This window comes from Amycolatopsis sp. 2-15 (assembly GCF_030285625.1).
Lineage (GTDB): Bacteria > Actinomycetota > Actinomycetes > Mycobacteriales > Pseudonocardiaceae > Amycolatopsis > Amycolatopsis carbonis.
In genome coordinates this window covers 3,514,403-3,540,264 of record NZ_CP127294.1, presented here as the reverse complement: position 1 = coordinate 3,540,264, position 25,862 = coordinate 3,514,403, and the positions used below count along the sequence as shown (strand labels likewise).

The 25,862-nt window shown below is 70.2% G+C and carries 25 protein-coding genes; 11 read left to right on the top strand and 14 right to left on the bottom strand.

All coding sequences use genetic code 11. From position 1 onward, the window contains the following. Positions 1-31 precede the first annotated feature (31 nt). Positions 32-997, top strand: a complete 966-nt coding sequence (locus QRX50_RS17415; protein ID WP_285972984.1) for a helix-turn-helix domain-containing protein — start codon at positions 32-34, stop codon at positions 995-997. On the opposite strand, the gene QRX50_RS17410 is transcribed toward QRX50_RS17415, so the two are convergent. Next, complete coding sequence (locus QRX50_RS17410) at positions 998-1,582, bottom strand: TetR/AcrR family transcriptional regulator (RefSeq protein ID WP_285972983.1); 585 nt, start codon at positions 1,580-1,582, stop codon at positions 998-1,000. It lies immediately after the preceding gene. Positions 1,583-1,657: 75 nt separating this feature from the next. On the opposite strand from QRX50_RS17410, the gene QRX50_RS17405 reads away from it, so the two are divergent. After that, positions 1,658-2,158 carry a GNAT family N-acetyltransferase gene (locus QRX50_RS17405; RefSeq protein ID WP_285972982.1) on the top strand — a complete coding sequence of 167 codons (501 nt, stop codon included), beginning with the start codon at positions 1,658-1,660 and terminating at the stop codon, positions 2,156-2,158. Positions 2,159-2,304: 146 nt separating this feature from the next. Beyond that, entirely contained in the window at positions 2,305-3,555 is a 1,251-nt protein-coding gene (locus tag QRX50_RS17400) for a lytic transglycosylase domain-containing protein (RefSeq protein WP_285972981.1), read from the top strand. Between the two features lie 38 nt (positions 3,556-3,593). On the opposite strand, the gene QRX50_RS17395 is transcribed toward QRX50_RS17400, so the two are convergent. Next, complete coding sequence (locus tag QRX50_RS17395) at positions 3,594-3,974, bottom strand: winged helix-turn-helix transcriptional regulator (protein WP_285972980.1); 381 nt, start codon at positions 3,972-3,974, stop codon at positions 3,594-3,596. A 113-nt stretch (positions 3,975-4,087) separates the two neighbouring features. Here QRX50_RS17395 and QRX50_RS17390 point away from each other — a divergent pair, with 113 nt between their 5' ends. Both QRX50_RS17390 and QRX50_RS17385 read left to right on the top strand, forming a co-directional pair. After that, positions 4,088-4,939 carry an NAD(P)H-binding protein gene (locus QRX50_RS17390; RefSeq protein ID WP_285972979.1) on the top strand — a complete coding sequence of 284 codons (852 nt, stop codon included), beginning with the start codon at positions 4,088-4,090 and terminating at the stop codon, positions 4,937-4,939. Positions 4,940-5,137: 198 nt separating this feature from the next. After that, positions 5,138-6,046, top strand: coding sequence for an SDR family NAD(P)-dependent oxidoreductase (locus QRX50_RS17385; protein WP_285972978.1), 909 nt, complete (start codon positions 5,138-5,140; stop codon positions 6,044-6,046). Positions 6,047-6,243: 197 nt separating this feature from the next. Here the strand turns inward: QRX50_RS17385 and QRX50_RS17380 are convergent, their stop codons facing one another. Beyond that, entirely contained in the window at positions 6,244-6,831 is a 588-nt protein-coding gene (locus QRX50_RS17380; RefSeq protein ID WP_285972977.1) for a TetR/AcrR family transcriptional regulator, read from the bottom strand. 50 nt (positions 6,832-6,881) lie between these two features. On the opposite strand from QRX50_RS17380, the gene QRX50_RS17375 reads away from it, so the two are divergent. Further along, positions 6,882-8,216: a carboxypeptidase regulatory-like domain-containing protein gene (locus QRX50_RS17375; RefSeq protein ID WP_285972976.1), complete on the top strand. Its 1,335-nt coding sequence runs from the start codon at positions 6,882-6,884 to the stop codon at positions 8,214-8,216. Here QRX50_RS17375 and QRX50_RS17370 read toward each other — a convergent pair. Genes QRX50_RS17370 through QRX50_RS17335 form a run of 8 tightly spaced genes read right to left on the bottom strand, consistent with a single transcriptional unit; the run spans position 8,188 to position 16,666 of the window. Next, positions 8,188-8,931 (bottom strand): SDR family NAD(P)-dependent oxidoreductase, encoded by a 744-nt coding sequence (locus tag QRX50_RS17370; RefSeq protein ID WP_285972975.1) that lies wholly within the window; start codon positions 8,929-8,931, stop codon positions 8,188-8,190. The genes QRX50_RS17375 and QRX50_RS17370 overlap by 29 nt on opposite strands. Then, complete coding sequence (locus QRX50_RS17365) at positions 8,928-10,433, bottom strand: acyl-CoA synthetase (RefSeq protein ID WP_285972974.1); 1,506 nt, start codon at positions 10,431-10,433, stop codon at positions 8,928-8,930. Before QRX50_RS17365 ends, QRX50_RS17370 begins: the two co-directional genes overlap by 4 nt. Next, positions 10,433-11,221, bottom strand: a complete 789-nt coding sequence (locus QRX50_RS17360) for an SDR family NAD(P)-dependent oxidoreductase (RefSeq protein ID WP_285972973.1) — start codon at positions 11,219-11,221, stop codon at positions 10,433-10,435. The genes QRX50_RS17365 and QRX50_RS17360 overlap by 1 nt, the downstream gene beginning before the upstream one ends. A gap of 24 nt (positions 11,222-11,245) precedes the next feature. Beyond that, on the bottom strand, positions 11,246-12,004 hold the full coding sequence (locus QRX50_RS17355; protein ID WP_285972972.1) for an SDR family NAD(P)-dependent oxidoreductase: 759 nt from the start codon (positions 12,002-12,004) through the stop codon (positions 11,246-11,248). Further along, on the bottom strand, positions 12,001-12,396 hold the full coding sequence (locus QRX50_RS17350) for a carboxymuconolactone decarboxylase family protein (protein ID WP_220243675.1): 396 nt from the start codon (positions 12,394-12,396) through the stop codon (positions 12,001-12,003). Before QRX50_RS17350 ends, QRX50_RS17355 begins: the two co-directional genes overlap by 4 nt. Positions 12,397-12,407: 11 nt before the next feature. Continuing rightward, entirely contained in the window at positions 12,408-14,336 is a 1,929-nt protein-coding gene (locus tag QRX50_RS17345; RefSeq protein WP_285972971.1) for a hydantoinase B/oxoprolinase family protein, read from the bottom strand. A 3-nt stretch (positions 14,337-14,339) separates the two neighbouring features. Further along, on the bottom strand, positions 14,340-16,370 hold the full coding sequence (locus QRX50_RS17340) for a hydantoinase/oxoprolinase family protein (RefSeq protein ID WP_285972970.1): 2,031 nt from the start codon (positions 16,368-16,370) through the stop codon (positions 14,340-14,342). Between the two features lie 29 nt (positions 16,371-16,399). Then, positions 16,400-16,666 carry a hypothetical protein gene (locus QRX50_RS17335; protein WP_285972969.1) on the bottom strand — a complete coding sequence of 89 codons (267 nt, stop codon included), beginning with the start codon at positions 16,664-16,666 and terminating at the stop codon, positions 16,400-16,402. Between the two features lie 136 nt (positions 16,667-16,802). Here QRX50_RS17335 and QRX50_RS17330 point away from each other — a divergent pair, with 136 nt between their 5' ends. Together QRX50_RS17330 and QRX50_RS17325 are read left to right on the top strand one after the other, a co-directional pair. Then, entirely contained in the window at positions 16,803-17,579 is a 777-nt protein-coding gene (locus QRX50_RS17330; protein ID WP_285972968.1) for an enoyl-CoA hydratase/isomerase family protein, read from the top strand. Between the two features lie 32 nt (positions 17,580-17,611). After that, on the top strand, positions 17,612-18,271 hold the full coding sequence (locus QRX50_RS17325; RefSeq protein ID WP_285972967.1) for a TetR/AcrR family transcriptional regulator: 660 nt from the start codon (positions 17,612-17,614) through the stop codon (positions 18,269-18,271). Positions 18,272-18,347: 76 nt separating this feature from the next. On the opposite strand, the gene QRX50_RS17320 is transcribed toward QRX50_RS17325, so the two are convergent. Then, positions 18,348-20,336: an alpha-ketoacid dehydrogenase subunit alpha/beta gene (locus tag QRX50_RS17320; protein WP_285972966.1), complete on the bottom strand. Its 1,989-nt coding sequence runs from the start codon at positions 20,334-20,336 to the stop codon at positions 18,348-18,350. Between the two features lie 115 nt (positions 20,337-20,451). Between QRX50_RS17320 and QRX50_RS17315 the strand changes: the two genes are divergently transcribed. Both QRX50_RS17315 and QRX50_RS17310 read left to right on the top strand, forming a co-directional pair. After that, the gene (locus QRX50_RS17315) at positions 20,452-21,510 is read left to right on the top strand and encodes an alcohol dehydrogenase catalytic domain-containing protein (RefSeq protein ID WP_285972965.1); all 1,059 of its coding nucleotides are present in this window, start codon (positions 20,452-20,454) and stop codon (positions 21,508-21,510) included. Then, positions 21,510-22,667: an acyl-CoA dehydrogenase family protein gene (locus QRX50_RS17310; protein ID WP_285972964.1), complete on the top strand. Its 1,158-nt coding sequence runs from the start codon at positions 21,510-21,512 to the stop codon at positions 22,665-22,667. The genes QRX50_RS17315 and QRX50_RS17310 overlap by 1 nt, the downstream gene beginning before the upstream one ends. Here the strand turns inward: QRX50_RS17310 and QRX50_RS17305 are convergent. Next, positions 22,633-23,451 (bottom strand): TetR/AcrR family transcriptional regulator, encoded by an 819-nt coding sequence (locus QRX50_RS17305; RefSeq protein WP_285972963.1) that lies wholly within the window; start codon positions 23,449-23,451, stop codon positions 22,633-22,635. The two genes, QRX50_RS17310 and QRX50_RS17305, sit on opposite strands and share 35 nt — an antisense overlap. A gap of 122 nt (positions 23,452-23,573) precedes the next feature. Between QRX50_RS17305 and QRX50_RS17300 the strand changes: the two genes are divergently transcribed. Further along, entirely contained in the window at positions 23,574-23,978 is a 405-nt protein-coding gene (locus QRX50_RS17300; protein WP_285972962.1) for a DnaJ family domain-containing protein, read from the top strand. Here QRX50_RS17300 and QRX50_RS17295 read toward each other — a convergent pair. Beyond that, positions 23,968-25,830: a CocE/NonD family hydrolase gene (locus tag QRX50_RS17295; protein WP_285972961.1), complete on the bottom strand. Its 1,863-nt coding sequence runs from the start codon at positions 25,828-25,830 to the stop codon at positions 23,968-23,970. The genes QRX50_RS17300 and QRX50_RS17295 overlap by 11 nt on opposite strands. Positions 25,831-25,862 lie beyond the last annotated feature (32 nt).

Here is a 25,862-nt window from a genome sequence, read left to right as displayed (position 1 = left end):
GCCCGGCCACCGGGAGTGCTAGGAATAGCATATGTCGCAAGGATCCTCGCACCGCGTGGTGATGGTCGTGGACGACGGCTCGAACCCGTTCGAGATGGGCGTCGCGACGGAGCTGTTCGGCCTGCGCCGCCCGGAGCTCGGGCGGGAGTGGTACCAGTTCACGCTGGCCTCGGCGCGCGAGCACGTGGGCATACACCTGGGGATGTTCACGCTCTCGGGCGTCGCGGGGCTCGACGCGGTCGACGAGGCGGACACGGTGATCGTGCCGAACCGGCCGGACCCGCAGGTGCCGGCGGACGCCTCGGTGCTGTCGGCGATCCGGCGGGCGCACGCGCGCGGGGCACGGCTGATTAGTTTCTGCACCGGCGCGTTCACACTTGCCGAGGCAGGCGTGCTGGACGGGCTGCGCGCGACGACGCACTGGCGATGGGCTGCCGAGTTCACCGAACGCCACCCCGCCGTGCGGCTGGAGTCCGACGTCCTGTTCGTCGACGAGGGCACGGTCCTCACGGCCGCGGGCAGCGCGGCGGCGATGGACCTGGGCCTGTACGTGATCCAGCGCGACCACGGCGCCGAGATCGCCAACGCCGTGAGCCGCCGGCTGGTCTTCCCCGGCCACCGCGACGGCGGGCAACAGCAGTTCGTGGAACGGCCGGTGCCCGTGGTGCCGGACGCCTCGCTCGCACCGGTACTGGAGTGGGCCCGCGGCAACCTCGACCGCGCGCTGACCGTCGCCGACCTGGCCGCGCGCGCGGCGACCAGCCAGGCCACGCTGCACCGCAGGTTCCGCAGCGAGCTCGGCACGACGCCGCTGGCCTGGCTGACGACGGAACGCGTGAGCCTCGCCTGCCGATTGCTCGAACGCGGCGAACTGCGGCTCGACCGCGTCGCCACCGACTGCGGGTTCGGAACGGCGGCCAACCTGCGCGCCCAGCTGCGACGGCACACAGGGCTGAGCCCGTCGGAGTACCGGCGGCGGTTCGGACCGGCGGCTTGATCAGTTCTCGAGCTCGCGCAGCGCGGCGGCGATCGCGTCGCGGTGGACGGGCGGTGGGTAGGTGGCGGGGTCGGCCGCGGTGAGGGCGGTGAGGCCTTCGACCAGGGCGATGAGGCGTTTCGCGGTCCGTTCGCGGCGTGGGTGGGCCCAGCGGGGGCGGCAGGCGCCGACGAGCCGCGTCACGCGGGTGACGAACGAGCGGTTGTGCGCGCGGTGACGGGCGGCCAGCTCGGGGTCGGCCAGGGCGGCGGCGAGGAAGCCGACCCAGACGCGTGCCTCGTCGGCGGCTTCTTCGGTGAGGGTGGCGGCGTGGCAGAGGACGTCACGCAGCACCGTGGTGGGTGCGCCGCCGGCGGCTTCGGTGGCGTCGGCGCGTTCGGCGGTGCGCTGGTGCAGCAGGTCGCGCGCGTGCAGGAGCAGGGCCCGCTTGGTCGGGAACGCGTGCATGACCAGGCCCGTGGTGCAGCCCGCGCGTTCGGCGACGGCGCGCACGGTGAGGCCTGGCAACCCGTCGCCGGCCAGCACCTGCCACACCGCGCCGGAGAGCAGTTCGCGCTGGGCGCCGACGTCACGCTGTCTTGGCATGCGAGGCTCCGTTCCGTAACATCGGTTACGGTAACAGCTGTTCCGAAAACCGCTCTTGAAAACCTGGGGGTACGGGTGGTCGAGATTCTGCGTTCCGAGTGGGACGCGCCGGAGGCGGTGGCGCTGCGCGCGGCACAACGGGCCGAATTGGACACCCGGTACGCGACCAGCGATCACGAAGCCGGGCCGGTGCCAACCGCCGAAAGTATGGCTGTTTTTGTCATCGCATGGTCCGAAGGCATCGCGGTCGGCTGTGGTGGCCTGCGGTTCCTGGGGCCGGGCGTGGCGGAGATCAAACGGATGTACGTCGTGCCGGCCTCGCGCGGAACCGGCGTTTCGACGGCGTTGTTACGGGCGCTCGAAGCGGAGGCCGGCTCGCACGGCATCACTCGGCTGCTGCTGGAAACCGGCGTCCGCCAGCCGGACGCGATCCACTTCTACCAGCGGGAAGGCTACGAACCGATCCCGGCATTCGGCGAGTACGGAAGTGATCCACTGGCCCGGTGCTTCGCCCGATTACTCCATTCGGGGCAGTCGTTGGAAAACCGGTCCGCAACTCCTGTTAAGCCCCGGTGAAAATGTCTGGTCGGCCAACTACGGATTTATTGTGGATGGACGAAACCTCGCCGTCTCGGCAGATTTGGCACAGGCCCTCACAAAAGGCGGCCGTCTTCGGCTAGCTTGACGGAAGAGAGGGTTCGCAAGCGATACGGGGAGCGACGATGGGGAAACACCGGCCACGCCGGAGGTCTGTCCGCGGCAAGGCGGCAGCCGCCCTCGCCGGTGGCGCGCTCGTGGTGCTGCCGACGGTGGCCGCGTCGGGTCTTCCTGCTCCGCTCGCCGCCCCGGCCCCGACAGCCTCAGGCACCTCGCTGCCGCCGCTGGCCGTGCCGTGGGTCCCGCCGAACATCGTGCTCCCGCCGGTCGCCGTGGACGGCAGCCTGCCGCAGCCGCCGACTCCGTTGCCGCTGACCGTGCCGGGCTTCCACGTGAGCACGGGTTCGGCCACGCCGTCCGGTCCACTGGGGATTCCGGGCAGCATGCTGAAGGCGTACCAGAACGCGGCCGACATCATGTCCCGCGAGCAGCCCGGCTGCCACCTCGACTGGCAGCTCCTCGCGGCCATCGGCCGCATCGAGTCCAACCACGCGCGCGGCGGTTACGTCGACGCGCAGGGCAACACGCTCGAACCGATCCTCGGCCCGGTGCTCGACGGTTCCGGCCCGTTCGCCGCCATCCGCGACACCGACGGCGGCCGGTTCGACGGCAACGCGGCGTGGGACCGCGCCGTGGGCGCCACGCAGTTCATCCCGTCGACCTGGGCGGGCTACGCCTCCGACGGCAATGGCGACGGCGTGTCCAACCCGAACAACATCTACGACGAAACCCTCGCCACGGCACGCTACCTGTGCTCCGGCGGCCTGGACCTCTCCAGCGACGCGACGCAGCGCGTGGCCGTGCGCCGCTACAACAACTCGCAGTCCTATGTGGACACGGTCATGGCCTACGCGGCGGCCTACCGCGGCGGTGTGTCGCAACTGCCGGACAGCCAGGTCCCCATCGGCGCGCCCCCGGGCCCGGACGCCATCGCGGCCGCCGCCGGCAGCCCCCTGGGCGACCCGGCCCCGCCGCCGCCCCCGGTCGTCACGCCGCCGGGCTCCCCCACGCAGCTCCCGCCGTCGACGACGCCGAGCTCGCCCACCACGACTCCGACGGACCCCAGCACCACCCCGTCGGACTCCAGCGACACGCCGCCGTCCGACAGCTCGACCCCGCCCTCGGACAGCTCGACCCCACCTTCGGACAGCTCGACCCCGCCCTCGGGGAGCTCGACCCCACCGGCCGACTCGACGCCGCCGAGCACCACCACGCCGACCACCACCACGTCGTCGTCCAGCACGGACTCGTCCACCTCCACGGTCTCGGACACCACCCCACCCCCGGAGACGACGAGCACCACGCCGACCAGCTGATTCCCGGGCCGTGAGTGGCGGGCCGTGCCACCCACGCGTCAGGAAGCGCGAGCCTCGTCGTAGGCGTCGCGGGCTTCCTCGACCGCCGGGAGCCGGCGTTCGACCCAGTGGGCCAGGCCCCAGACCTGTTCGGCGGCCTCGCGGCCCATCGGGGTGAGCGAGTAGTCGACGCGGGGCGGGATGACGGGCTTGGCGTCGCGGTTGAGGAAGCCGTCGCGTTCGAGGGTTTGCAGGGTCTGCGCGAGCATTTTTTCACTCACGCCGCCGATTTCGCGGCGAAGCTCGCTGAAGCGGTACGAGCGTTCGAGCAGCGCGGCGAGCACGAGGATGCCCCAGCGGCTCGTCACGTGCTCCAGCACGATGCGCGACGGGCAGGTCGCGCGGTTGACGTTGGGCGCCTCGGGCAGTGCTTCGGTCATGCCATCCTCCTCATTACTCGAACACCAGTACCTTACTCTGAAGTGGGTACTTTCCGATAGAAAGTAACAGTCCTACGGTGAGCGTGGAAGTTCCACCGACCCGAAGGAAGAACATGAGCATCGTCATCACCGGCGCCACCGGACTGCTGGGCCGGCAGGTCGTCACCGACCTCCTCTCGGCCGGCGTGCCCGCGGGTGAGATCACGGCCGTGGCGCGCAGGGCGGAGAAGGCGGCCGACCTGGGTGTGCGCGTGCACGTCGGCGACTACGACCGGCCGGAGACGCTGGCCGGGGCGTTCGCCGCCGGGGACCGCGTACTGCTGGTGTCCGGCACGGAGCAGGGCAAGCGCGTCGGCCAGCACACCGCCGTGATCGAGGCCGCAAAGGCTGCCGACGTCGCACAACTCGCGTACACGGGGGTCTTCGGCGGCCCGGAAGCCGACTTCACCCTCGCCGACGACCACCGCGCGACCGAGCAGCGCATCCTCGACTCGGGGCTGCCGTACACGTTCCTGCGCAACAACTGGTACTCCGAAATGGCGGTCCCCGACGTCGCCGGCTCGCTCTCCCGCGGTGCCGTCGTGAACAGCGTCCCCGCCGACGGGCGCATCGCCACCGCGCCACGCGCGGACTACGCCGCGGCCGCCGCCGCGGTCCTGCGCACCGACGGCCACCTGGGCCTCGCCTACGAGCTCAGCGGCGACAACACGTGGACCTACGGCGAGTTCGCCGCGGAGCTCGCTCGCCTCGGCGGCCACGCGGTGGTCCATACCACTGTCCCCGGCGCGGAGTACGAAGCGATCCTCACCGGCGCCGGCGTCCCGGCGTTCATGGCAACGATCCTCGTCGATGTCGACGACGCCATCTCCCGCGGCCGCCTCGCCGGCACCCCCGGCGAGCTGGCGAAGCTGCTCGGCCGCCCGACGACACCGATCACCGAGACGATCGCGAAGCTCCTCGGCTGAAGCCACGCGGCAGCCGCCGCGGCCGAGTATCGTTCGGCGCGGCGGCGATCCCGGCGCCGCACAGACGGGCGATCGGATGCCTGGCACCGGGAGTTCCCGGCATCCGCGCCCGTACCAAGCCCGGCCATGCACCTCTCGAACCCGATCAACCGGGACACCCCGGCTAAGCTGCACGCGGTCCGAGCCCGAGGAGCGAACGTGTCCTGGAACCCCCAAGCGCTGCCCGATCTGTCCGGTCGCACCTATGCCGTGACGGGCGGGAACGCGGGGATCGGCTACTTCATCTCCGAGCAGCTCGCCGGCGCCGGCGCGCACGTCGTGATCCTCGGGCGCACCCCGGCCCGGCTGACGACCGCGGCCGACGCGATCAAGAACCACCACCCCCACGCCGAAATCAGCACGATCCGCCTGGACCTGGCCGACCTCGAGTCCGTCGCGGAGGCCGCCGACTCGCTCAACCGGCTCGGGCGCGTCGACGGGCTGGTCGAAAACGCCGGCTCCACCTCCCCCGGCCGCAAACGCCGGACGACCCGACAGGGATTCGAGCTCGCGGTCGGCACCAACCACCTCGGCCACTTCGCCCTCACCGCGCTCGCGATGCCGGTGCTCACGGCGTCCGGCGCCCGCGTCGTGCCGATGGGCAGCCTGATCACCCGGCTGCAGCCGTTCGACCTCGACGACCTGCAGACCGAACGCAAGTACTCCGAGTTCCGCGCCTACGCCCAGTCCAAGCACGCCGTGCAGTCCTTCGGTTTCGAACTCGACCGCCGGCTGCGCGCGGCCGGCTCGAAGGTCACGTGCGTAGTCGCCCACCCCGGCTTCAGCCTCGGCAGCGCCAGCCCGCGCCGCGACGGCATCACCGACCCGCAGCCCCTGATGCGCCTGTTCGCGCCCATCACCCAGGGCAAGGACCGCGGCGCCTGGCCCGCCGTCCGCGCCGCCGTCGACCCGGAAGCCACCGGGGGCCAGTTCTACGGCCCCGCCCGCGGCGGCGTCGGCCGCCCCGTGCCGAAGACGGCCGTCAAGGTCGACCGGGACCCCGACCGCGCGGCCCGGCTGTGGAGTCTGTCCGAAAAGCTGACGGGCACCACGTTCGACGTCCACTGATCAACTCGGCGGCGCAAACCCTGGCTCCGGTGCAGCATTGCAACCAACCTCGGATCGCTGCCCACGCGCCGGCGGGAATCGACCTGCGGTGCAAAGGCGCCCCACGGCTTGATCCAACAGCGCGGCCCAGAACGCCGGCCGGTTCGCAACAACGCGCCGCGCCGGAGAAACCCGCCGGAGCCCTCCGCACCAGCTGATCAAGCCGGCGGCTCGAGGCCCGAGTCGAGCGCATCCATCGCCTGGTTCAGCAACACCACCAGATCCGGGTCACTCCCCGGATACCAGCACTTGAACGCCGCCCGGTTCGCCGCGAACGCGGCCTCCACCGTGAGCCGCACGTAGAGGTCGTCCACCGCGAGGCCGGTCCGCGCCGCGATCGACTCGAGGGCGGCCTCCTCGACGAGCTTGTTGACGTGGGCGAGCCGCCCCCACAGTTCGGGATATTCGCGCAGCATCAGAGCCCGCTCGCCGAAGGTGGGGTCGGCGGAAGCCTCCGTGAAGCGCTCGGTGAAGACCGCGCGCAAGGTCGCGAGTGGACGTTCCGACGCGGGCCGCGCGGCAACGCCCGAGCGGACGCCGTCGGGGGTGAGCGCCAGCGAGAAGACCGCGGCTTCCTTGCTGTCGAAGTAGTTGAAGAACGTGCGCGCCGACACGCCGGCCTTGGCGCAGATCTGGTCGACCGTCACCTCGTGCGGCCCGCGCGAGCGGTAGAGCGCGACGGCCGCCGCGCGGATCGCCTGTCGTGTTGCTTCCTTCTTGCGCTCGCGAAGTCCCGCCTTTGTCACCTTTCTTACACTACTGCACTTTTGCAGTACTGCAAGATAATGTGACGGCCATGGCGGAAGAACTGGCCAAGCCCTCGATCACCCGCACCCTCGCCGAGAACCTTTGGTTCCCCGTTGTCCTTTTTCTCGGTTTTGCCGTGGTTTATCTCGCCGCCTTCCACCGGCCGCAGCCGCACGAGGTGCCGGTGGCCGTCGCCGACCCGGCGGCCGCGATCCGCGTGCAAAGCCAGCTCGACAAAGTGAGCCCCGATGGGTTCCACGTGGTCGCCGTGCCCGACGCGCAAGCGGCCCGCGAAGCCGTGCTCGACCGCACCACCAGCGGGGCCTTCGCACCGGACTCAACACACCCCGTGCTCTACGTCGCCAAAGCCAACGGCTTCACCCTCCAGTCACTGCTCACCCAGACGTTCACACCCCTGGCCAACGGGAAGCTCACCGTCGTCGACCTCGCGCCGACCGTCGCCGGCGACCCGCTGGGCAATGGACTGTTCTACCTGCTGACCGCGTGGAGCCTGCCGAGCTACTTCATCGTCATGATGCTGCTGCGCGCGGTCGGGCTCAGCCGCCGCGCGCGGATGCTCACGTTCGTCGGCTGGGCGGCGTTCCTGTCGGTGGCGGGCTTCCTCATCGCCCACGCCATGGACGTGATCCCGGGCGACCCGGTCGCGATCCCGCTCGCGTTCCTGGCGAGCCTCGTGGTTTCCCTGGTCTCCCAAGGCCTCGTGCCGATCTTCAAGCAGTTCTTCCCCGGCGTCGCGGTCACGCTGTTCGTCATCTTCAGCTCCGCGTCCAGCGGCGGCATCATCCCGCCGCAGATGCAGCCCGCGCTGTTCCGCGCCCTGCACCCGATCCTGCCGATGGGCAATCTTAACGACGCACTGCGCGGCGTCTTCTACTTCCACGGCACCGGCGTCGCAGGACACGTCCTGGTGCTGTGTGCCTGGCTCGCGCTCGGTATCGCCCTGAACGCGGGTCACGCGCTGCGGGTTCGCCGGCAGTCCACTACGGAAACCCAGCCGCCGGTGGAAGATCCCGTGCTCGAGATGCCGCGGCCCACGGCCCTCCCGACCCACGGCCACCGCTTCGGCGAGCTCGTGCCCATGCTGATCGGCACCGTGCGCTCCACCACCGGCGAGCGCGTCGGCGGCGCGATCCTCACCGTCACCGACGGAAAAGGCCGGCAGCTCGTGCGGACCACCGCCGACGCCGAGGGTGCCTTCGCCGTCGGCGGACTGCCTGAGCAGTTCGTGGACCTCGTGGTGACCGCGCCCGGCCGGCAACCCACCGCACGCCGGACGTTCTTCCGCGAAGGCGTTTTCCGCCGCGAAGACTTCGTGCTCGCCCCGGAGCCGGCTCTTACGCCGTCCAGCCACCGTCCACAGTGAGCGTCGAGCCGGTCGTGTATGAAGACGCGTCCGACGCCAGATACACCGCCGCACCACCGAGTTCCGGCGGCGACGCCACGCGGTTCTGCGGAATGTTCGCCAGGATCCGCTCGCCCCACTTGCTGGCGACGAGGCCCTCGGACAGATCGGTGTGGAAGTAGCCCGGCGCCAGCACGTTCACACGCACACCCTTCGGCGCCCACTCCACGGCGAGCACCCGCGACAGCGCCTCGACACCACCCTTGCTCGCGGCGTAGGCGGCGATGCGGTCGAAACCGGTGCGCGCGTGCACCGACGACACCGTGATGATCGACCCCGCACCCTGCGTGAGCATCTGCCGCCCGGCGGCGCGGGCGCAGTAGTACGTGCCTGACAGGTTCACGTCCAGCACATGTGCCCAGACGTCGTCACTACCCTGCTCGCTGCGCCGGAAGGTCGGGCTGATCCCGGCCGCGGTCACGCACACGTCCAAGCGCCCGTGGTCGGAGACGATCCGGGAAACGGCACTGTCCGCAAAGGACGGATCTGAAACCGAACCCGGCAGCACCAGAGCCCCGCCGACCTCCGCCGCCAACGACGTGAGGTCGTCCTCGGTCCGCGAGGTTACGGCCAGCGTCGCTCCGGCCGAGGCCAAGGCGACCGCGATCGCCCGGCCCAGGCCCTTGCCGGCGCCCGTCACCCAGGCGACCTTTCCCGTCAGGTCGAACTCGTTCATCCGCGCAGATTCCTTTTCAGCACCTTGCCCGACGGCGTCCGCGGCAGCTCGTCGAGAAACACCAGGTCCGCCGGCACCTTGAACTTCGCCAGCCGCTCCCGGCAGAACGCCACCAGCGCGTCCCGGTCGCGCGCCGCACCCGGGCGCAGCACTACGAATGCCTGCGGCACCTCACCCCACCGTGGATGGCCCATGCCGACCACCGCCGCCTCGACGACGTCCGGGTGCTCGTAGAGCACGCGCTCCACCTCCGGCGTCGCGATGTTCTCGCCGCCGGACACGATCATGTCCTTCTTGCGGTCCTCGACATACAGATAGCCGTCCTCGTCGAGCCGTCCGACGTCGCCGGTGTGGAACCAGCCGTCGCGGAACGCCTTGGCCGTCGCGGCCTCGTCGCGCCAGTACCCGATGCTCACCTTGGGCCCGCGCAACGCGATCTCACCCAACTCGCCGGTGGGCAGCGGCGCCCCGGCCTCGTCGACGATCCGGACTTCCAGGTGCACCACCGGCCGCCCGACCGAACCGACCTTGGCCAGCATGTGCCCCGGGTCGTTGAAGGTGTCGCCCGACACGGTTTCGGTGAGCCCGTACGCGTCGGAGAACCACGCTTTCGGGAACGCGGCGAGGATCTTCTCCACCAACGGCACCGGCATCTTCTCCCCGCCGCCGATGATGAACCGGATCGACGACGTGTCGCGCTCCAGGATGCCGGGCAGCTGCAGGATCGCGTTCATCATCGAGGGCGCCAGCCAGATGTTGGTCGGCCGTTCGCGTTCGATCGTGTCCACGACCTCGGCCGCGTCGAACTTCCGCAGCACGATCAGCGAACCGCCCGCGTGCAGCGTGCCGACGCCGGGCAGGTCGAACCCGCCGACGTGGTACAGCGGCCCGCACACCAACGTCACGTCCTGGGCGGTGATGCCGAACTCGACGAGGTGGCCGAGGTTCTTCCACGCCAGGTTCCCGTGCGTGATCTGCACACCCTTCGGCCGCGAGGTCGTGCCGGACGTGTACATCAGCCGCTGCAGGTCGTCGGCGCCGACCGACGCCGGCGTCACCGCACGGCCGAAGTTCGTGTCCACCAGGTCCTCGTACGACGTCCAGCCCGAAACACTGCCGCCGAGCAGCAGCCGCTGCTTCAGACCGGGCAACGGCAGAGCGTCCACAGCGGACTGGAACTCCGGCTCCGTCAGCAACGCCACCGCACCCGAGTGTTCGAGGATGTAGCGCCATTCCTCGGGTGAGAGCCGGTAGTTGAGCGGAAGGAACGCCGCCCCGATCCGGTTCACCGCGAAAACCGCCTCCAGGAACTCGAGGTGGTTGTACAGCAGCAGCCCGACGACGTCACCGCGGCCGATGCCCAGCTCCGCGAGCCCGGACGCCAGCGCGTCGACGCGGGCGAGCAGCTCACGGTTCGTCAAAGACCGCGAACCCTGGCTGAGCACGACTTTGTCCGGGTATCGACCGGTGTTGTGGTCGAGGATCGTGGCGAAGTTCGACATCAGCGCTCCTGTGCGTGGAAGCTGTGCAGCTCGCCTCCGGCCGATCCCCAGTGGATGGTGCTGATCATGCCGCCGTCGGCGACCAGGTCGGTGCCCGTGACGTAGTCCGCGCCCGGCCCCGCCAGGAACGCCACCACGCGCGCGATGTCGTCCGGCTCGCCGATGCGGCCCAGCGGCGTGTTGGCCACCGTGGCCGCGCGGATGTTCTCGTTGCCCAGCGTGTCGCGGTTCAGTCCGCTGTGGACGACGCCGGGACTCACGGAGTTGATGCGGATCCCGTCGGCGGCCAGCTCGGCGGCCAGCTGCTTCGTCAGCGCCAGCACCCCACCTTTCGCCGCCGTGTACGACGAAAAGCCATATCCGGTGTGCCCGGCGATCGACGCGATCTGCACGATCGAGCCGCCACCACCCGCCGCCATCGCCGGAATCACCTGCTTGAGCAGGATGAAGTACCCGGTGAGGTTCACGTCGAGCACCCGCCGCCACTCGTCCACGCTGGACTCAAGCAGCTTCTTGCGGATGATGATTCCCGCCGCGTTCACCAGCACCTTCGGCGGGCCGAACCGGTCGACGGCCTGGCGCACCGCGTCGGCCACGGCCTCCTCGTCGGTGACGTCGACCGCGAACGCGGCCGCGGCCACGGGAAGTTCCTTCGCCGTGCGCTCGGCCGCCGCGCCGTCGGAGTCGAGCAGCACGAGCGGCCGGCCGTCCTCGGCGAGGCGCAGCGCGCAGGCGCGGCCGATCCCGGAGCCCGCCCCGGTGACGACCGCGAAGCCTGTCTTGTCCACAGTGGATCTCCTTCCGCGGGGCACTCAGCCCATCGCGTAACCCCCGTTGACGTCGACTACCGCACCCGTCATGTAGCTCGCCGCAGGCGAGGCCAGGAAGGCCGCCACGCGCGCGATCTCTTCGGGCCGCGCCAGCCGGCCGAGCGGGTTGTAGTCGTCGGAATACCCCTTGCCCACGATCATGTCCGTGTCCACCACGCCCGGCGCCACGGCGTTGGCGACGATCCCGTTGCGGGCCTCGGTTTTCGCGAGCCACTTCACCACGGCGTGAACGGCACCCTTGCTGGCCACGTAGTGCGGGCCGGCGAGCACGCCGCCGACCTTGCCCGCCACGGAACCGATGCACACGACGCGCGCGTTGTGGCCACGCAGGAACGGCAGTGCGCCGCCGATGCACCACAGTGTGCCCTTGACGTTCACCCCGAGCACCGCGTCCACTTCGGACTCCGAGACCTCGTCGAGCCGCATCGTCTCGCCGTAGATCGCCGCGCACGTCACCAGCGCGTCAAGCCGTCGGCCCGGCCCCGCCGCCTCGGCCATGGCCGAGGCGGCGGCGGTGCGGTCGGTGACATCGACCACCAGTCCGGCGGCGGAACCGCCGGCCTCGGTGATCTCGGCGACGGTCTCGGCGGGATCCCGGGCGTCGAGCACCGTGACGTGGGCCCCGGCAAGTGCGAGCTCCACCGCGATCCGGCTGCCGATCCCGCGCGCCGCGCCGGTCACGACCGCGCGCGCCCCGGCCAGGGTCGCCGGGCCGCGCGGGTCGAGTACTCCGTGGCTCACGCCGACTTCTGCTCGTGCGCCGCCAGTTCCTCCATCAGCACGGGAACCCCGAGGGTGCAGGTGTGGATTCCGAGCACGCTCGTGAGCTCCAGCACCTCCATGATCTCCTCCTTGGTGGCCCCGTACCCGAGGGCGTTGCGGATGTGCTGGCGCAGCCCGGGCTCGTAGAGGTGCGTGGTGGACGCGTCGATCGCGGTGTAGATCAGCTCCTTGACCTTCGGCTCCAGCACCCCCTTGCGCCACGGCACGGCCGAAAAGTTCAGGTACGCCTCGAAGAAGTCCGGGTCCAGGCTCAGCAGCCCTTCCCAGAACGTGTTCCAGTACCCGCGCTCGGCGAGAAAGGTCTCCCGCAGCTTGTTCTGCCGGTCGACGTCAGTCCCGTTCTCGGACAACGGTTCCTCCCCTACTTCGCGGCCAGCTCGGCGCGGCGCTTGGCGGTGGCTTCCTGGTCGATCTTCAGGTTCTCCGGGTCACCGTGCGGGTCGCCGGAGATCACCACGCCGTAGTCGCGGTACGCGCCCTCGATGGTCACGTACTCGTCGCGCACGTCGCGGCGCACGCGTTCGGGGTCACGCTGCAGCGGCGAACCCCAGCCCCCACCACCGTTGGTGAGGTAGCGGAACACCGCGTTGGGCTTGGTGTGCCACACCGGCGTGCTGGCGAAGTAGAAGTACTCGCCGTCCGGATCCACGGTCTTGGTCTTCGGGTCGAGCATCCCGGCGACCGGCGTGGCGCCCGCGTAGACCTCGGGTTCGGTACCGATGAGGTCCTTGTCCTTGGTGACGTTCTTGTAGTCCGGGTGGAACACCCAGGTCGCGCCGAGCGCGCCGGCCTCGCCGCCGTAGACCCCGACACCGCTCGCGGTCTTGGTGTGCAACGGGCTCGACCAGTGTTCCGCGTCCGTCAGGTACAGCGTGTCCTTGAGCACGGCCGCACCACCACGGTTGTCGCCCGCGCCGCCGCTGTCCGGCGCGTACTCCTTGCGCAGCACCACGGCCGGCAGCTCGGACTCGATGGCTTCCGTGGCCGGGTCCAGGTTGTTGGCCTGGTAGACCACGGAGTAGCTGTCCGCGTCGCCCGCTTCCGTCGCGCCCCACGGCCCGTGCTCGCCGCCGCACTGGGCAGTGGTGACCCATGGGGTTCCGTCGGCGAGCACACCGTTGGCGTTGTGGATGTTCAGCGAGCCGTAGTCACCGCCGACGGCCTTGCGGCCCAGCGCCTTCTCCAGCGCACGGAACACCGCGAGCAGCACCGGTCCCGTGCTTTCCCAGTACAGGAACACCGCGCCGTCGGGCGGGGTGGCGCTGATGAACGTGCCGGCCGGCAGCACGATGTCGATCGGCCGGTAGGCGCCCGAGGTGAACGGCGTGGCCGGGTCGATGAGGAACTTCAGCGCGACGCCGACGGCGGTCTTCGTGTCGAGGATGCCGGCGTTGATCGACGTGCGCGCCTGCGGCGAGGTGCCCGAGAAATCGAGTTCCATCCGGTCGGCGGCCTTGGTGATCTTCAGCCGGATCTTGTATTCGACGGTGTCGTCGACGCCGTCGCAGTCGATGCCTTCCTCGGCCTCGTACACCCCGTCGGGCAGCTCCGCCAGCGCGTTGCTCATGGACTCGGCCGACACGTCGGTGGAGTAGCGGATCGCCCCGAGGTACGCCTCGGCGCCGTAGCGCTCCACGCTCTCCAGGATCAGCTTCTCGCCGAGCAGCAGGTTCTGGTAGATCGTTTTGATGTCCGGCAGCAGCAGCGCGCAGAAGCGGGCGTTGTCGAAGATCAGGTTGAACGCCGACTTCACCGGCTTGTCGTTCTTGTACAGCTGCATCGGCGCGATCACGAGGCCGTTCTCATACACGTTGTGCTTCGTGCCGGAGAAGCCCGCCGGAACCACGCCGCCCATGTCGAGCTGGTGCGCGCGCAGTGTGACGAGGGAGATCAGCTTGCCCTCGTGGAACACCGGGCGGATGAAGCAGATGTCGTTCACGTGATTGCCCGCGCGGTACGGGTCGTTGCAGATGATCACGTCACCCGGCTCGAGGTTCTCCGGGCCGTACTCCTCGATGGTGTTGCGCACGGCCTCGGACATGGTTCCGAGGAACATCGCGAGGCTGTTGCTCACCGAGGACATCGGGTAGTTCTGCTCCGGCGGGCCGGAGATCGTCGCCGCGAAGTCGTACCAGTCACGCAGGATGAGCGAGAACGCGTTGTTGAGCAGGCCGGTGCACATGTGCTGCACGATGTAGCGCATGCGGCTCGACAGGACCGACGCGGTGAAGCGGTCGGAGCCGTACAGCTCGGCGAACTGGGCGTCGTCGAGGTCCTTCAGAGAGGTCATGGTTCACGCCTTCCGGATGCGCAGCTCGCCGTAGGTCCCGACGGTCGCGACCTGACCCGGGACGAGGAACGTGGTGGACAGCGGTTCGCGGACGACCGCGGGGCCGGGAACCTGGTCGCCGACGCGGAGGTCGGCGCGCTGGTACTCGCCGGCGTCGAGGACGTCGTCGGTGAGGTAGCGGATCTTCAGCGTGCGCGTGGGCTGCAGGGTCTCGCCCGCGGCGCGCTCCGGGATCTTCGGGTACTCGACCTTGTCGGCCTTCGCGACGGCCTGGACGCGGTAGGTCACGCCCTGCACGGGCAGCGCCTCGAACTTGTTGCCCGAGCGCTCGGCGTAGGCCTCGTGGAAGTTCGCGACCATCGTCGCGACAGCGTCCGCGTCGATCGTGCCCGCGGGCACGCCGATGAACGGCGTCTCCCACGTCTGGCCGGCGAGGCGGCCGTCGAAGCTGCGGACGAACTCGATGTTGTCGCGGTCCTTCTCCTGCAGGCGTTCGCGCAGCCGCTCTTCCATGGAGTGGTAGACCTTGTCGACCTGCTCGGCCGCTTCCGAGGTGAGCAGCGTGTAGGCACTGCGGCTGTCGGCGTAGACGAGGTCGGAGCTGACGAGACCCAGCGCGGAGAACAGGCCCGGGTGCGGCGGCACGATGACTTCGGCCGCGTGCACGAGGTCGAGCACCGCCGGCAGCAGCATCGGGCCGGCGGCGCCGTACGCGACGAGGCTGTAGTCGCGCGGGTCGACACCGTGCTGGATGGCGATGTTCACGACGCCCTCGGCGATGTTGTTCACGCCGATGTTGAACGCGTAGCTCACGCGCTGCTCGAACGACAGCTTCGAGTCGAGCGCTTCGAAGGCTTGCCGGGACAGGTCCGGGTCGAGCTTCATGCGGCCGCCGGCGAACCCGTCGGGGTCGATGATGCCCATCAGCAGGCAGGTGTCGGTGGTCGTCGGCTGCTGGCCGCCGAGGCCGTAGCACGCGGGGCCGGGGTCGGCGCCCGCGCTGCCCGGGCCGACCTTGAGCTCACCGGCCGGGTTGATCGTGACGAGGCTGCCGCCGCCGGCGCCGATGCTGGAGACCTCGTTGGACAGTGCGTTCACGATCAGGTCGTGTTCGAGCTCGAACGTCGTGTTCACGAACGGCTTGCCGTCACTGACCATGCTGATGTCGCACGAGGTGCCGCCGACGTCCGCGCACAACAGGTTTCCGGCGCCGATCAGACCGCCGAAGTGGGCGCTGGACACGGTTCCCGCCGCGGGACCGGCGAACACGATGCGGAACGGGTGCTCCATCGCGACGTCGGAGCGCACGAGCTGCGCGGCGCAGTCGGCGAAGTTGAGGTCGCCGGTGAAGCCGAGGTCGCGCAGGCCGGAGTCGAGGCGCTTGGTGTACGCGTCGTACGTCAGCCGCATGAAGACGTCGACGACCGTGGTCGACGCACGCGCGAACTCCTTGGCGAGCGGGGAGACCTCGCTTGAGATCGACACCGGGATGTCGCCGAGCTCCTCGTGCACGAGCTGACGCAGGCGCTCTTCGTGATGGTTGTTCACGTAGGCGTTGATGAGGCAGATGGCCACACCTTCGACGCCGCATTTGCGCAGCACCGCGAGTTCTTCGCGGGCGTGGTCCTCGTCGAGCTGGATCAGGATGCCGCCGTCGGCGGTGAGCCGCTCGCGGATGCCGCGCCGGAGGTACCGGGGCACGAGCGGCCGGTTCGCGTCGCCGTAGGAGCGGCGCCACGCGGGGTTCGTCAGGCCTTCGACCGGGCGCCAGGTGCGGCCGATGTCGAGGATGTCCCGGTGTCCCAGCGTGGTCAGGAAAGCGATCTTCGGCAGCCGCCGCGTGATGATCGCGTTGAGGCCGTGGGTGCTGGCGTGGTTGAAGACCGCGGACGTGCTCACGCCGACCTCTTCGGCACCGCGCAGCACACCGCGTTCGGTCGTGCGCACGTCCGTGGCGACCTTGACGGTTTTGATCTCGCCATCGGCGATCGCCACCACGTCCGTGAACGTGCCGCCGACGTCTACTCCGATCATGGAACTACCCGCCTTTCGGTGATTCGTGGTCAGTTGACGTCGAGGCCGTCGGAGGTGAGGACGATGGGGCCGAGCAGCGGGCCGGTTTCGCGGCTCACCGATTCGAGCGTTTTCTGGTGCTTGACGACGGTGAACCAACCGCCTTCCGAGAGCACCGGGTAGCGGCGGAAGTCCGCTGCGGTGGAACCGGGGAAATCCCGCTCGAGGTTCACGCCGAGCGCCTGCAGATCGGCGTCGGTGACCTCTTCGCGGGGTACCGAAAGTCCTTCGGGGACGGATGATTCGACTGCGCCCATGGGCCATCACTCCGGTGTGTTGTGCCGCTGCCGAGTTTCGTGTACCAATCGGTCTAAGAAACCGTGATGGGAAGCACTGTAGGACCCTGATCGCGGCCTGACAAGCCCGGACCGGGTGAGGTGAGGAGCTTCAGTGATGACGGAACGGCTACACGTCGAAACCACCGGCCGGGTCGCGACGGTCCGCCTGGACCACCCGCCCCTCAACGCCTTCGACACCGAGATGCGCCACGCGCTGGCCGACACCGCGGCGCGCTTGGCGGACTCCGACGACGTCCACGCGGTGGTGCTGTACGGCGGGGAGAAGGTGTTCGCGGCGGGCGCGGACATCAAGCAGCTCGCGGGGTTCTCGTTCGAGGAGGTGCTCGGCTGGAACCGCGCGCTGCAGAAGGCGTTCACGCGGTTCGCCGAACTCCCGATGCCGGTTGTCGCGGCCATCAACGGTTACGCACTCGGCGGCGGCATGGAGCTCGCGCTCACGGCCGATTACCGCGTCGCTTCGGCAACCGCGGTACTGGGACAACCCGAGGTACTGCTCGGTATCATCCCGGGTTCCGGCGGCACGCAACGGCTGGCGCGCTTGATCGGCCCGTCCCGGGCGAAGGAACTGCTGATGACCGGACGGCGCGTGCGGGCTCCGGAAGCGCTCTCCCTCGGGCTCGTGGACCGGGTCGCGCCGGATCCGCTTGCCGCGGCTCTGGAGTACGCGCAGGTTCTCGCGGCCGGGCCCCGGTTCGCCATCCAGGCGGTGAAAGAAGCCGTGGACCACGGGCTGGATTCCTCGATCGCCGCGGGCCTGGCCCTGGAGCGCTCGCTCATCGCCGGCCTGTTCGCCACGCGCGACCGTGACACCGGCATGGCGTCGTTCCTGCGCGACGGACCGGGCAAGGCCACATTCGATCGCGACGCCTAGAGTGGTGTGTCTGCCAGCAGCGGAGGGGAAACATGCCGAGACCACCGGGACACGGCCCCGGCTACGAGGTCAAGCGCCAGGAGATCATCGACCAGGCCGCCGCGCTGTTCGCCAAGCAGGGCTACGCCGCCACCGGGATCGCCGAGATCGGTCAGGTCGCGGGCCTCGCGAAGGGCGCGCTGTACTACTACATCGGCTCCAAGGAGAACCTCCTGGTCGAGATCCAGGACCGCGTGCTGCGCCCGCTGCTCACCGCCGCCCGCCGCATCGCCACCCTCGACGAGGACCCGGTCCTGCGGCTGCGCCTGCTGTCCGAGACGCTGCTCGACATCATCCTCGCGCGCCTCGACCACATCTGGGTGTACGAACACGACTACCGCCACCTGCGCGGCGCCAACCGCGCCCGCCTGCTGCGCCAGCGCCGTGAGTTCGAGCGCATCGTGCTCGATCTGCTGAGCGCCGCCATGGACTCCGGCGCGTTCCGGCGGCTGGACCCGCGGCTGGCCATGCTGCAGTTCCTGAACCTGCACAACCACACCTACCAGTGGGCCCGCCCCGATGGCCCGTGGGACGCGGCGTTCCTGTCGCGGGAGTACTGCGCGACGTTGATCTCGGGGTTCTGCAGCCCCGGCTACGACGTGGCCGACCTGGAGCAACGCGTGGCCGCGTTCCGGGCGCGCGTCCCGGCCTGACCCCCGCACCCCAATGTGGCGTTCGGTGCGTTGAACGCACCGAACGCCACATTGGGGTGCTTGCGGCGAGGCGCAGTCACGCGCGGGCCGATTCGCGGACCGCCGCGGCAATGCGTTCCTTCGACGGCAGCCAGACCCGTTCCAGCGAAGGTGCGTACGGCGCCGGCGTCCCCTGCGCGCCCACGCGGATCACGGGTGCGTCCAGCGTCCAGAAGCCCTCGCGGGCGGCCACGGCGGCCAGCTCGGCGCCCACGCCGAAGTCGCCGACCGCCTGGTGCGCCACCACGAGCCGGCCCGTCTTGGCCAGAGACTGCAGGACCGTGGCGGTGTCCAGCGGTGCGATTGTTCGCAGGTCGATCACTTCCACGCTGATCCCCTCGGCCGCGAGCTCGGCAGCCACGTCAACGCAGTCGTGCACCAGCTTCGAGTACGACACCAGCGTCACGTCCGTGCCCGACCGGCGGATGGCGGCGCGACCCAGCGGAACGAGGTGCGTGGGCGGCGGCTGCGGGCCCTTCCGCCCGTACATCAGCCGGTTCTCCACGAACACCACCGGATTCGGATCGCGGATCGCGGCCCGCAAGAGGCCGTAGGTGTCCGCCGGGGTCGACGGCATCACCACGGTCAGGCCGGGAATGTGGGCGAGCAGCGCTTCGAGGCTTTGTGAATGCTGGCTCCCCGACGACTTCCCCGCCCCGAACTGCGTGCGCACGACCATGGGCAGGCTGACGGCGCCGCCGGTCATGAAACGGAGCTTCGCGGCCTGGTTCATGAGCTGGTCCAGGCACACGCCGACGAAGTCGAAGTACATCAGCTCCACCACTGGCCGCAGGCCCGCCATCGCGGCGCCCACGCCGGCGCCGATGATGGCGCTTTCCGAGATCGGCGTGTCGCGCACGCGGCCGGGGTACTTGTCGGCGAGTCCCCTGGTCAGGCCGAAGACGTTGCCGCCGGCACCGACGTCGATGCCGGCCACGAACACGGACTCGTCGTGAGACAGCTCGTACTCCAGCGCTCCGCGGATCGCGTCCATCGTGCGGAAGACCTCGCCCGTCGCCTCCGCGGGCTCGGGCACCGGTTCACGCGGGACGCCGACGTAGTGGTGCAGCGTATCCGGCGACGGTTCGTCCGCGGCGCGCGCGGCCTCGATCGCCGCCTCGATCCGGGCGTCCACCTCGGAATCGATCGGGGCGACGTCCGTGCCCAGCTCACGCAGCCGCGCGGCCAGCCGCACCAGCGGGTCGCGTTCCTTCCACTCCGCCAGTTCCTCCGGCTCCCGGTACTTCTCCGGGTCGCCCTCGTAGTGGCCGTGCCAGCGGTACGTGTCGGCCTCGACCAGCACGGGTCCGCCGCCCTCACGGAGCTCACACACCAAGCCGTCGACGAGCGACGCGACGGCGACGACGTCGTTGCCGTCCACGTGGTGGTAGTCCATCGCGTACCCCGGCGCGCGGTCGGCGAGCGACGCGCGCGTCTGCGTGGCGATCGGCGAGAACTCGGCGTACTTGTTGTTCTCGCAGAAGAAGATGACCGGAAGCCGCCACACCGAAGCGAGGTTCGCCGCTTCGTGGAACATGCCCTGGGCCACGGCGCCGTCGCCGAAGAACGCCAGCACCACACCACCCTGAGCACGCAGCTGTGCGGCCGTGCCCGCGCCGACGGCGATCGGCAGCCCGGCCGCGACGATCCCGTTGGCCCCGAAGATCCCCTTGCGCGGATCCGCGATGTGCATCGACCCGCCGCGGCCCCGGCACGTGCCGGTCTCCTTGCCCATCAGCTCCGCGAACATGCCCTCGACGTCGAGTCCTTTCGCGATGCAGTGGCCGTGCCCGCGGTGGGTGGACGTGATCACGTCCCGGTCGTCCAGCGGCCGGCACGCGCCGACCGCCGAGGCTTCCTGCCCGATGGACAGGTGCAGGAAGCCGGGGATCTCGTTGTTCCGGTACAGCCTCGACGCCCGGTCCTCGAACTGCCGGATCAGCCGCATCCGCCGGTACATCTCGGCCAATGCGCTCGGGTCACCGTCGAATGCCGTTGCCAGGTCGCTCACCCGGGTGGAAGTCATCACGCTCCTGCCCTTGCCGTTCAGCGGTTTTCTCCCCGGCCCTTGACATCGCGCCGGGAACCACGATTCTTGTACCGACTGTTCGAAAAAACAACTCCAGTTCGGAGGTGGTCGCGTGCACGCGCTGCGCTGGCACGCCAAGGGCGAGCTGCGCCTCGACGACGTGCCGGAACCGCCGGCACCGGCGCCGGGTCAAGCGGTGATCGCCGTGTCGTACTGCGGGATCTGCGGCACCGACCTGCACGAGTTCGCGCACGGCCCCAACCTCATCCGCACGGGGCCGCACCCGTTGACCGGTCTTGAACCGCCGTTCACCCTCGGCCACGAGATGAGCGGCACGGTCGTGGCGCTCGGCTCGGACGTGCCCGGGGTGACCGTCGGCACGCGTGTGGCCGTCGACCCGTGCCTGCGCTGCGGGGTGTGCCGCTGGTGCACTCACGGCGAGTACCACATCTGCGCCAAGGGCGGCTCGATCGGCCTCGCCGCCGACGGCGGGTTCGCGTCGAAGGTCACCGTGCCGGTCGAGGGCCTCGTGCCGATCCCCGACGGCGTCTCCGACGAGCTCGCCGCCCTGGCCGAGCCGCTCGCGGTCGGCCTGCACGCCATCCGCCGGGCAAACGTCCAACCGGGTGACCACGTGCTCCTGCTCGGCGCGGGTCCGATCGGGATCGCCGCGCTGCTGGCCGCGAAGCTCGCGGGCGCGGCCGGCCTCTACGTGAGCGAGCCCGTGCCCGACCGCGCGCGCAAGGCCGCCGAGATCGGCGCGACCGAGGTGTACGACCCGGCGAGGACCGACGTGCGGCGCGAAGTCTTCCTGCGCACCGGCCGCGTCGGGCCCGACGTGGTGGTGGAGGCGACCGGCCGTCCGGAGCTGGTGGAGCTGGCCGTGAACACCGTGCGCCGGGGCGGGCGCGCGGTGCTGTGCGGGATCAGCGGCGCCAGCGCGTCGCTGCCGATCACGCAGATCGTGCCGTTCGAGCGCACAGTGCTGGGCTCCCTCGGCTACAACTTCGACATCCCGCGCGTGCTCGACCTCATGGCCACGGGCCGGCTCGACGCGACGCCGATGCTCACCGGGGTGCGGCCGCTCTCCGCCGGGCGTGACGCGTTCGCCGAGCTCGAAGCCGACCGCGGCAGCCACCTCAAGATCCTGCTGAAGCCGGAGGAGCACTGATGGACTTCGACCTGCCCGAGGAAACCGTCGCGCTGAAGCAGCTCTGCCGGGATTTCGCCGCGAAGGAGATCGCGCCCTACGCCGCCGATTGGTCGGAGCGCAGCCACTTCCCCACGGAGGTGTTCCACGACCTGGGCAAGCTCGGGCTCATGGGCATGCTCGTGGACGAGAAGTACGGCGGCGCCAACGCCGGCTTCGTGTCCTATGTGGCCGCGATGGAGGAGCTCGGCGCGGCCGACCAGTCGATCGCGTCGGCGTGGAACGCGCACTCGACCATCGCCAGCCTTCCACTCGCCACGTTCGGCACTCACGAGCAGAAGGAACGCTGGCTGCGGCCGCTCGCCTCAGGAGAAGCGATCGGCGCGTTCGGCCTCACCGAACCCACGGCCGGCTCGGACGCTGCGGGAATCCGCACCCGCGCCCGACGTGCCGACGGCGGCTGGCTGCTCGACGGCACGAAGATGTTCATCAGCAACGCCGGCACCGAGATGAGCCTCGGCGTCACCGTGCTGGCCCTGACCGGCGAGAACGACAGCGGCGCCAAGCGCTACGGCACGTTCTTCATCCCCGAAGGCACCCCCGGCTACACCAAGGGCCAGCCGCTGAAGAAGCTCGGCTGGCACGCGCTCGACACGCGCGAGCTGGTGTTCTCCGGCTGCTGGGTGCCCGACGACCACCTGATCGGCGAGGAAGGCAACGGGCTGCGCCAGTTCCTGGAAGTCCTCGACGGCGGGCGCATCAGCGTGGCCGCGCTGTCGTTGTCGCTGGCGCAGAAAGCCCTCGACCTGGCGGTGCGCCACGCGGGCGAACGCGAGCAGTTCGGCCAGCCGCTCACCCGGTTCCAGGCCGTGGGGCACAAGCTCGCGGACATGGCCACGGAGATCGCGGCGGCGCGCTGGCTCGTGTACAACGCGGCGTGGCTCGGTGACCAGGGCCGCCCGTTCAGCACCGCTGCGGCGATGGCGAAGCTGTACGCGTCGGAGGTCGCGAACCGCGCGGCCAGCCAGAGCGTGCAGATCCACGGCGGCTACGGCTTCATCCGCGAGTCCACGATCTCGCGGTTCTACGCCGACGCGAAGATCCTCGAAATCGGCGAAGGCACGAGCGAGGTGCAGCGCAACGTCATCGCCCGGGCTCTGGCCCGCGGCACCGCTTGACCTGCAGCTCGATGCCGTCGAGCAGCCGGTCGAGGCCGAAGTCCCAGGCCTCGGCCGCCTGTTCGCCCGCGCCCTGGTCGAAGCCGCCGCCGAGCCACGCGCGGTTCATCGCCGGGTGCGCGGTGAGGTCGAAGTACTTGCCCCAGAAGGAAGACCGCTGGTCCCACCACGCGTCGTTCGACTGGCCGGTGCTGCGTTCGAGGTGGATGCTCTCGGCCTCGAGCGCCGCGTTGGCGTCGACGTAGGCCGTGATGCTGTTGGCGGCGGCCACGGTTTCGCGCGGCGCGAGCCCCAGACCGTCCACGGTGGACAGCACGTACTCCTGGCCGGCGAGCTGGCCCGGGCCGAGCGCCGGGCGCACCCGCGACATCTCGCGCAGCCACGGGTGGCGGCGGTGGGCTTCGCGCGTGCGCTCGGAGTAGAGCCGGATCTGCGCGCGCCAGTCACCCGTCCGGGGCTGCCCGGGGCCGGGCAGACCACGCTCGACGAGCACGTCGTCCACCATCAGGTCGACGAGCTCGGTCTTGCCGGGCACGTAGGTGTAGAGCGTCATGGTCCCGGCGCCGAGCTCCTTGGCGACGCGGTGCATCGACGTGGCCACGAGCCCGTCGGCGTCGGCGACCGTGATGGCCGCGGCCACGATCTGCCCGACGGTGAGCGTCGGGCGGCGCCCGCGCGCGGGTTCGGCGGCGGGCGTGGCACGTTCGCGCCACAGCAACGCCAGCGTGCGGTCGATCTGCTCGGCCTCCGCGGCGCGGTCGTCGCGGTTCTGCTCGACGGTCATCGTCGTTGCCCCCTGCCCCGGCGCTGATCGGTTGCCGGGATCCTACCTGCCGGTTCGGGACCTTCGACCCATCCGCGAGCGCCCGGGCGCGGCTACGCTGGGTGGGGATCGGAGGTGTTCGAGTGACCGAGCGCAAACCCCCCGGCGTGTCCTTCGGCTCGTGGGTCGACCGCCTGATCTCCGCCGCCCAGTCGCGCGGCGAGTTCGACGACCTGCCCGGCGCAGGCAAGCCGCTGCCACCCGCGACCGGGCGCGACGCCGCCACGGACTGGGCCCTGCGCCGCGCCCGCGAAGGCGACCTGGACACGGGCTCGTTCCTGCCGCCGTCACTCGCGATCCCGCGCGAAATCCAGGACCTGCCGGCGAAACTGGCGTCGGTGCGCACCGAGAAGCGCGTGCGCGAGATCGTGGAAGACCTCAACGAGCGCATCCGCGAAACCCACCGCCGGCCGCAGGAAGGCCCGCCGCTGCGCGCGAAGCCGTTGGACGTCGACGAAATCGTGGAGAGCTGGCGCGTCACCCGGTGAACGCCGAGAGCGGTGCCAGCGGCAGCGTGATCGAAGACGCGGGCGTCTTCACCTGGTAGATGCCGCCGAGCAGGCGGGGCAGCTGGGTCAGCGTCGGCGTGAGGTGCGGGGTGTCGGCCGTCGTCAGGACAACGCGGATGCGGTGGCCGGCCGCGAGCTGCGCGAACGTGGGGAACACCTCCACGTCGTAACGCGTGATTTCGTTCGGTACCACCCACTTCTCCGACTGACGGGTGTACGGGTGGTAAGGCATCAACAGCTTCCCGTCGGGGCTGTACCAGCTGCGTGCCGAGTCCGTCTCGCGTTGCGAACCGATCAACGCGCCTTCGGTGAGCGGCTTGGACGAACCGTCCGGGCCGACGTCGGTCACGGTCACCACCCACATCGTGTCCAGGGTGTTGGCCTGCGCGGAGATCGACGCGGTGATCGGCCCGGCGAGCACGCTCGGCTGTGTCAGCGGCGCGGACGTGTAGACGAGCGAACCGGGGCCGTGTTCGCGATCGAGGTTCGTGGTGTCGCACGCGGGGTTGGGCAGGAACCCGCCCAGCCACTGGGCGGTGGACCGCGTGCAGGTGCTCGACGTCGGAGTCCAGGTGATCCAGTCGGTGCCACTGCCCGAGGGCGGGCTGGTGGTCAGCGTGCCGTCGTTGGCCGAGCGCGGTGCGGTGCCAGTGCGGCCGTCGCCGAGATAGTACGTGGTCGATGATGGGCCGGTGAACGGGTACGTCGTGGTGTCGACCCACTTGTCGGTGCCGAACACGTTGGTGTGCAAGGGTTTCGTGGTGTCGGTGATCCCGGTGTCGACACCTTTGAGCCAATGGTCGTACCAGGCCAGCTCGATCGGGTGGAGGTCGATCGCGCCGGTCGGGTCGTGGTACCAGGGGCCCATCAAAAGCTGGTAGCGGCTGGTCGCCGTCTGTCCGGCGGCCATCGGCGCGGTCACGGGCCGGCCGGCCCACGCGTTCTGCAGTGCCGCGTAGTTCATCAGGGCACCGCGCTGGAAGAGGTCGTTCCAGCCGCCGACGAGGTACGCGGGAATGCCGTTCGCGACGACGTCACTCAGCACGTTGGCGGGGTTGCGCGACTGCCAGTAGTCCTCGTCGAACGCCTGCTCGCCGCAGGTGAACTCGCCCGTGAGCAGGGGCAACGTGCCCGCGCCGAGCCCGCCGAGGTGCTGCAGCTCGATGGCCAGCGCCGCCAGCAGTGCGGCGGGTGAGCCGCTGTTCAGCGCGTCGAGCACGGGCTGGGTGACCGTGCGCGGCCCGGTGAGCAGCTCCCACAGCGGCATGAACTCGGCGTTGGGCAGCCCACCCATCGCGGCGAGGTCGCGGTAGAGATCGTTGCCCGCGACGACGGGGAAGATCGCCTTCAGCGGGGAGCCAGGGCCGACGGCAGCCGCGGTGGTCAGTTGGTTGATGTCGACGTACGAGCCGCCGTTGAGCCCGACGTTGCCGTCGCTGCCGGGCAGCGCCGCGGCCCACCGGACCAAGGCGGCGCCGTCCTGCCGTTCGATCGGCGCGAACGGCACCCACTGCCCGCCCGAACCGCCGGTGCCGCGGACGTCGGAGATCACCGCGACGTAGCCGCGCTGCACGAAGTAGGACAGGTCTTCGTGCAGGTCAGCACGGCCGTACGGCGTCTGCGCGAGCAGCACGGGGAACGTACCGCGCGCGTCGGGCCGCAGGACGTCGGCCTTGATCACGGTGCCGTCGGCCATCGTGACGGGCACGTCGTTCGTCTCGGTCACGGAGTACTGGGCCGGGCCTGGTGACCAGGCGGCCGCTTGGGCCGGCGAGACGAGCTGGGTCAGGAAGAGGACGAGCAGGCCGAAGAACGCCGTCGAAGGCCGCATGCGGCCAGTCAACGCCGGCGCTGGTGGCCGGG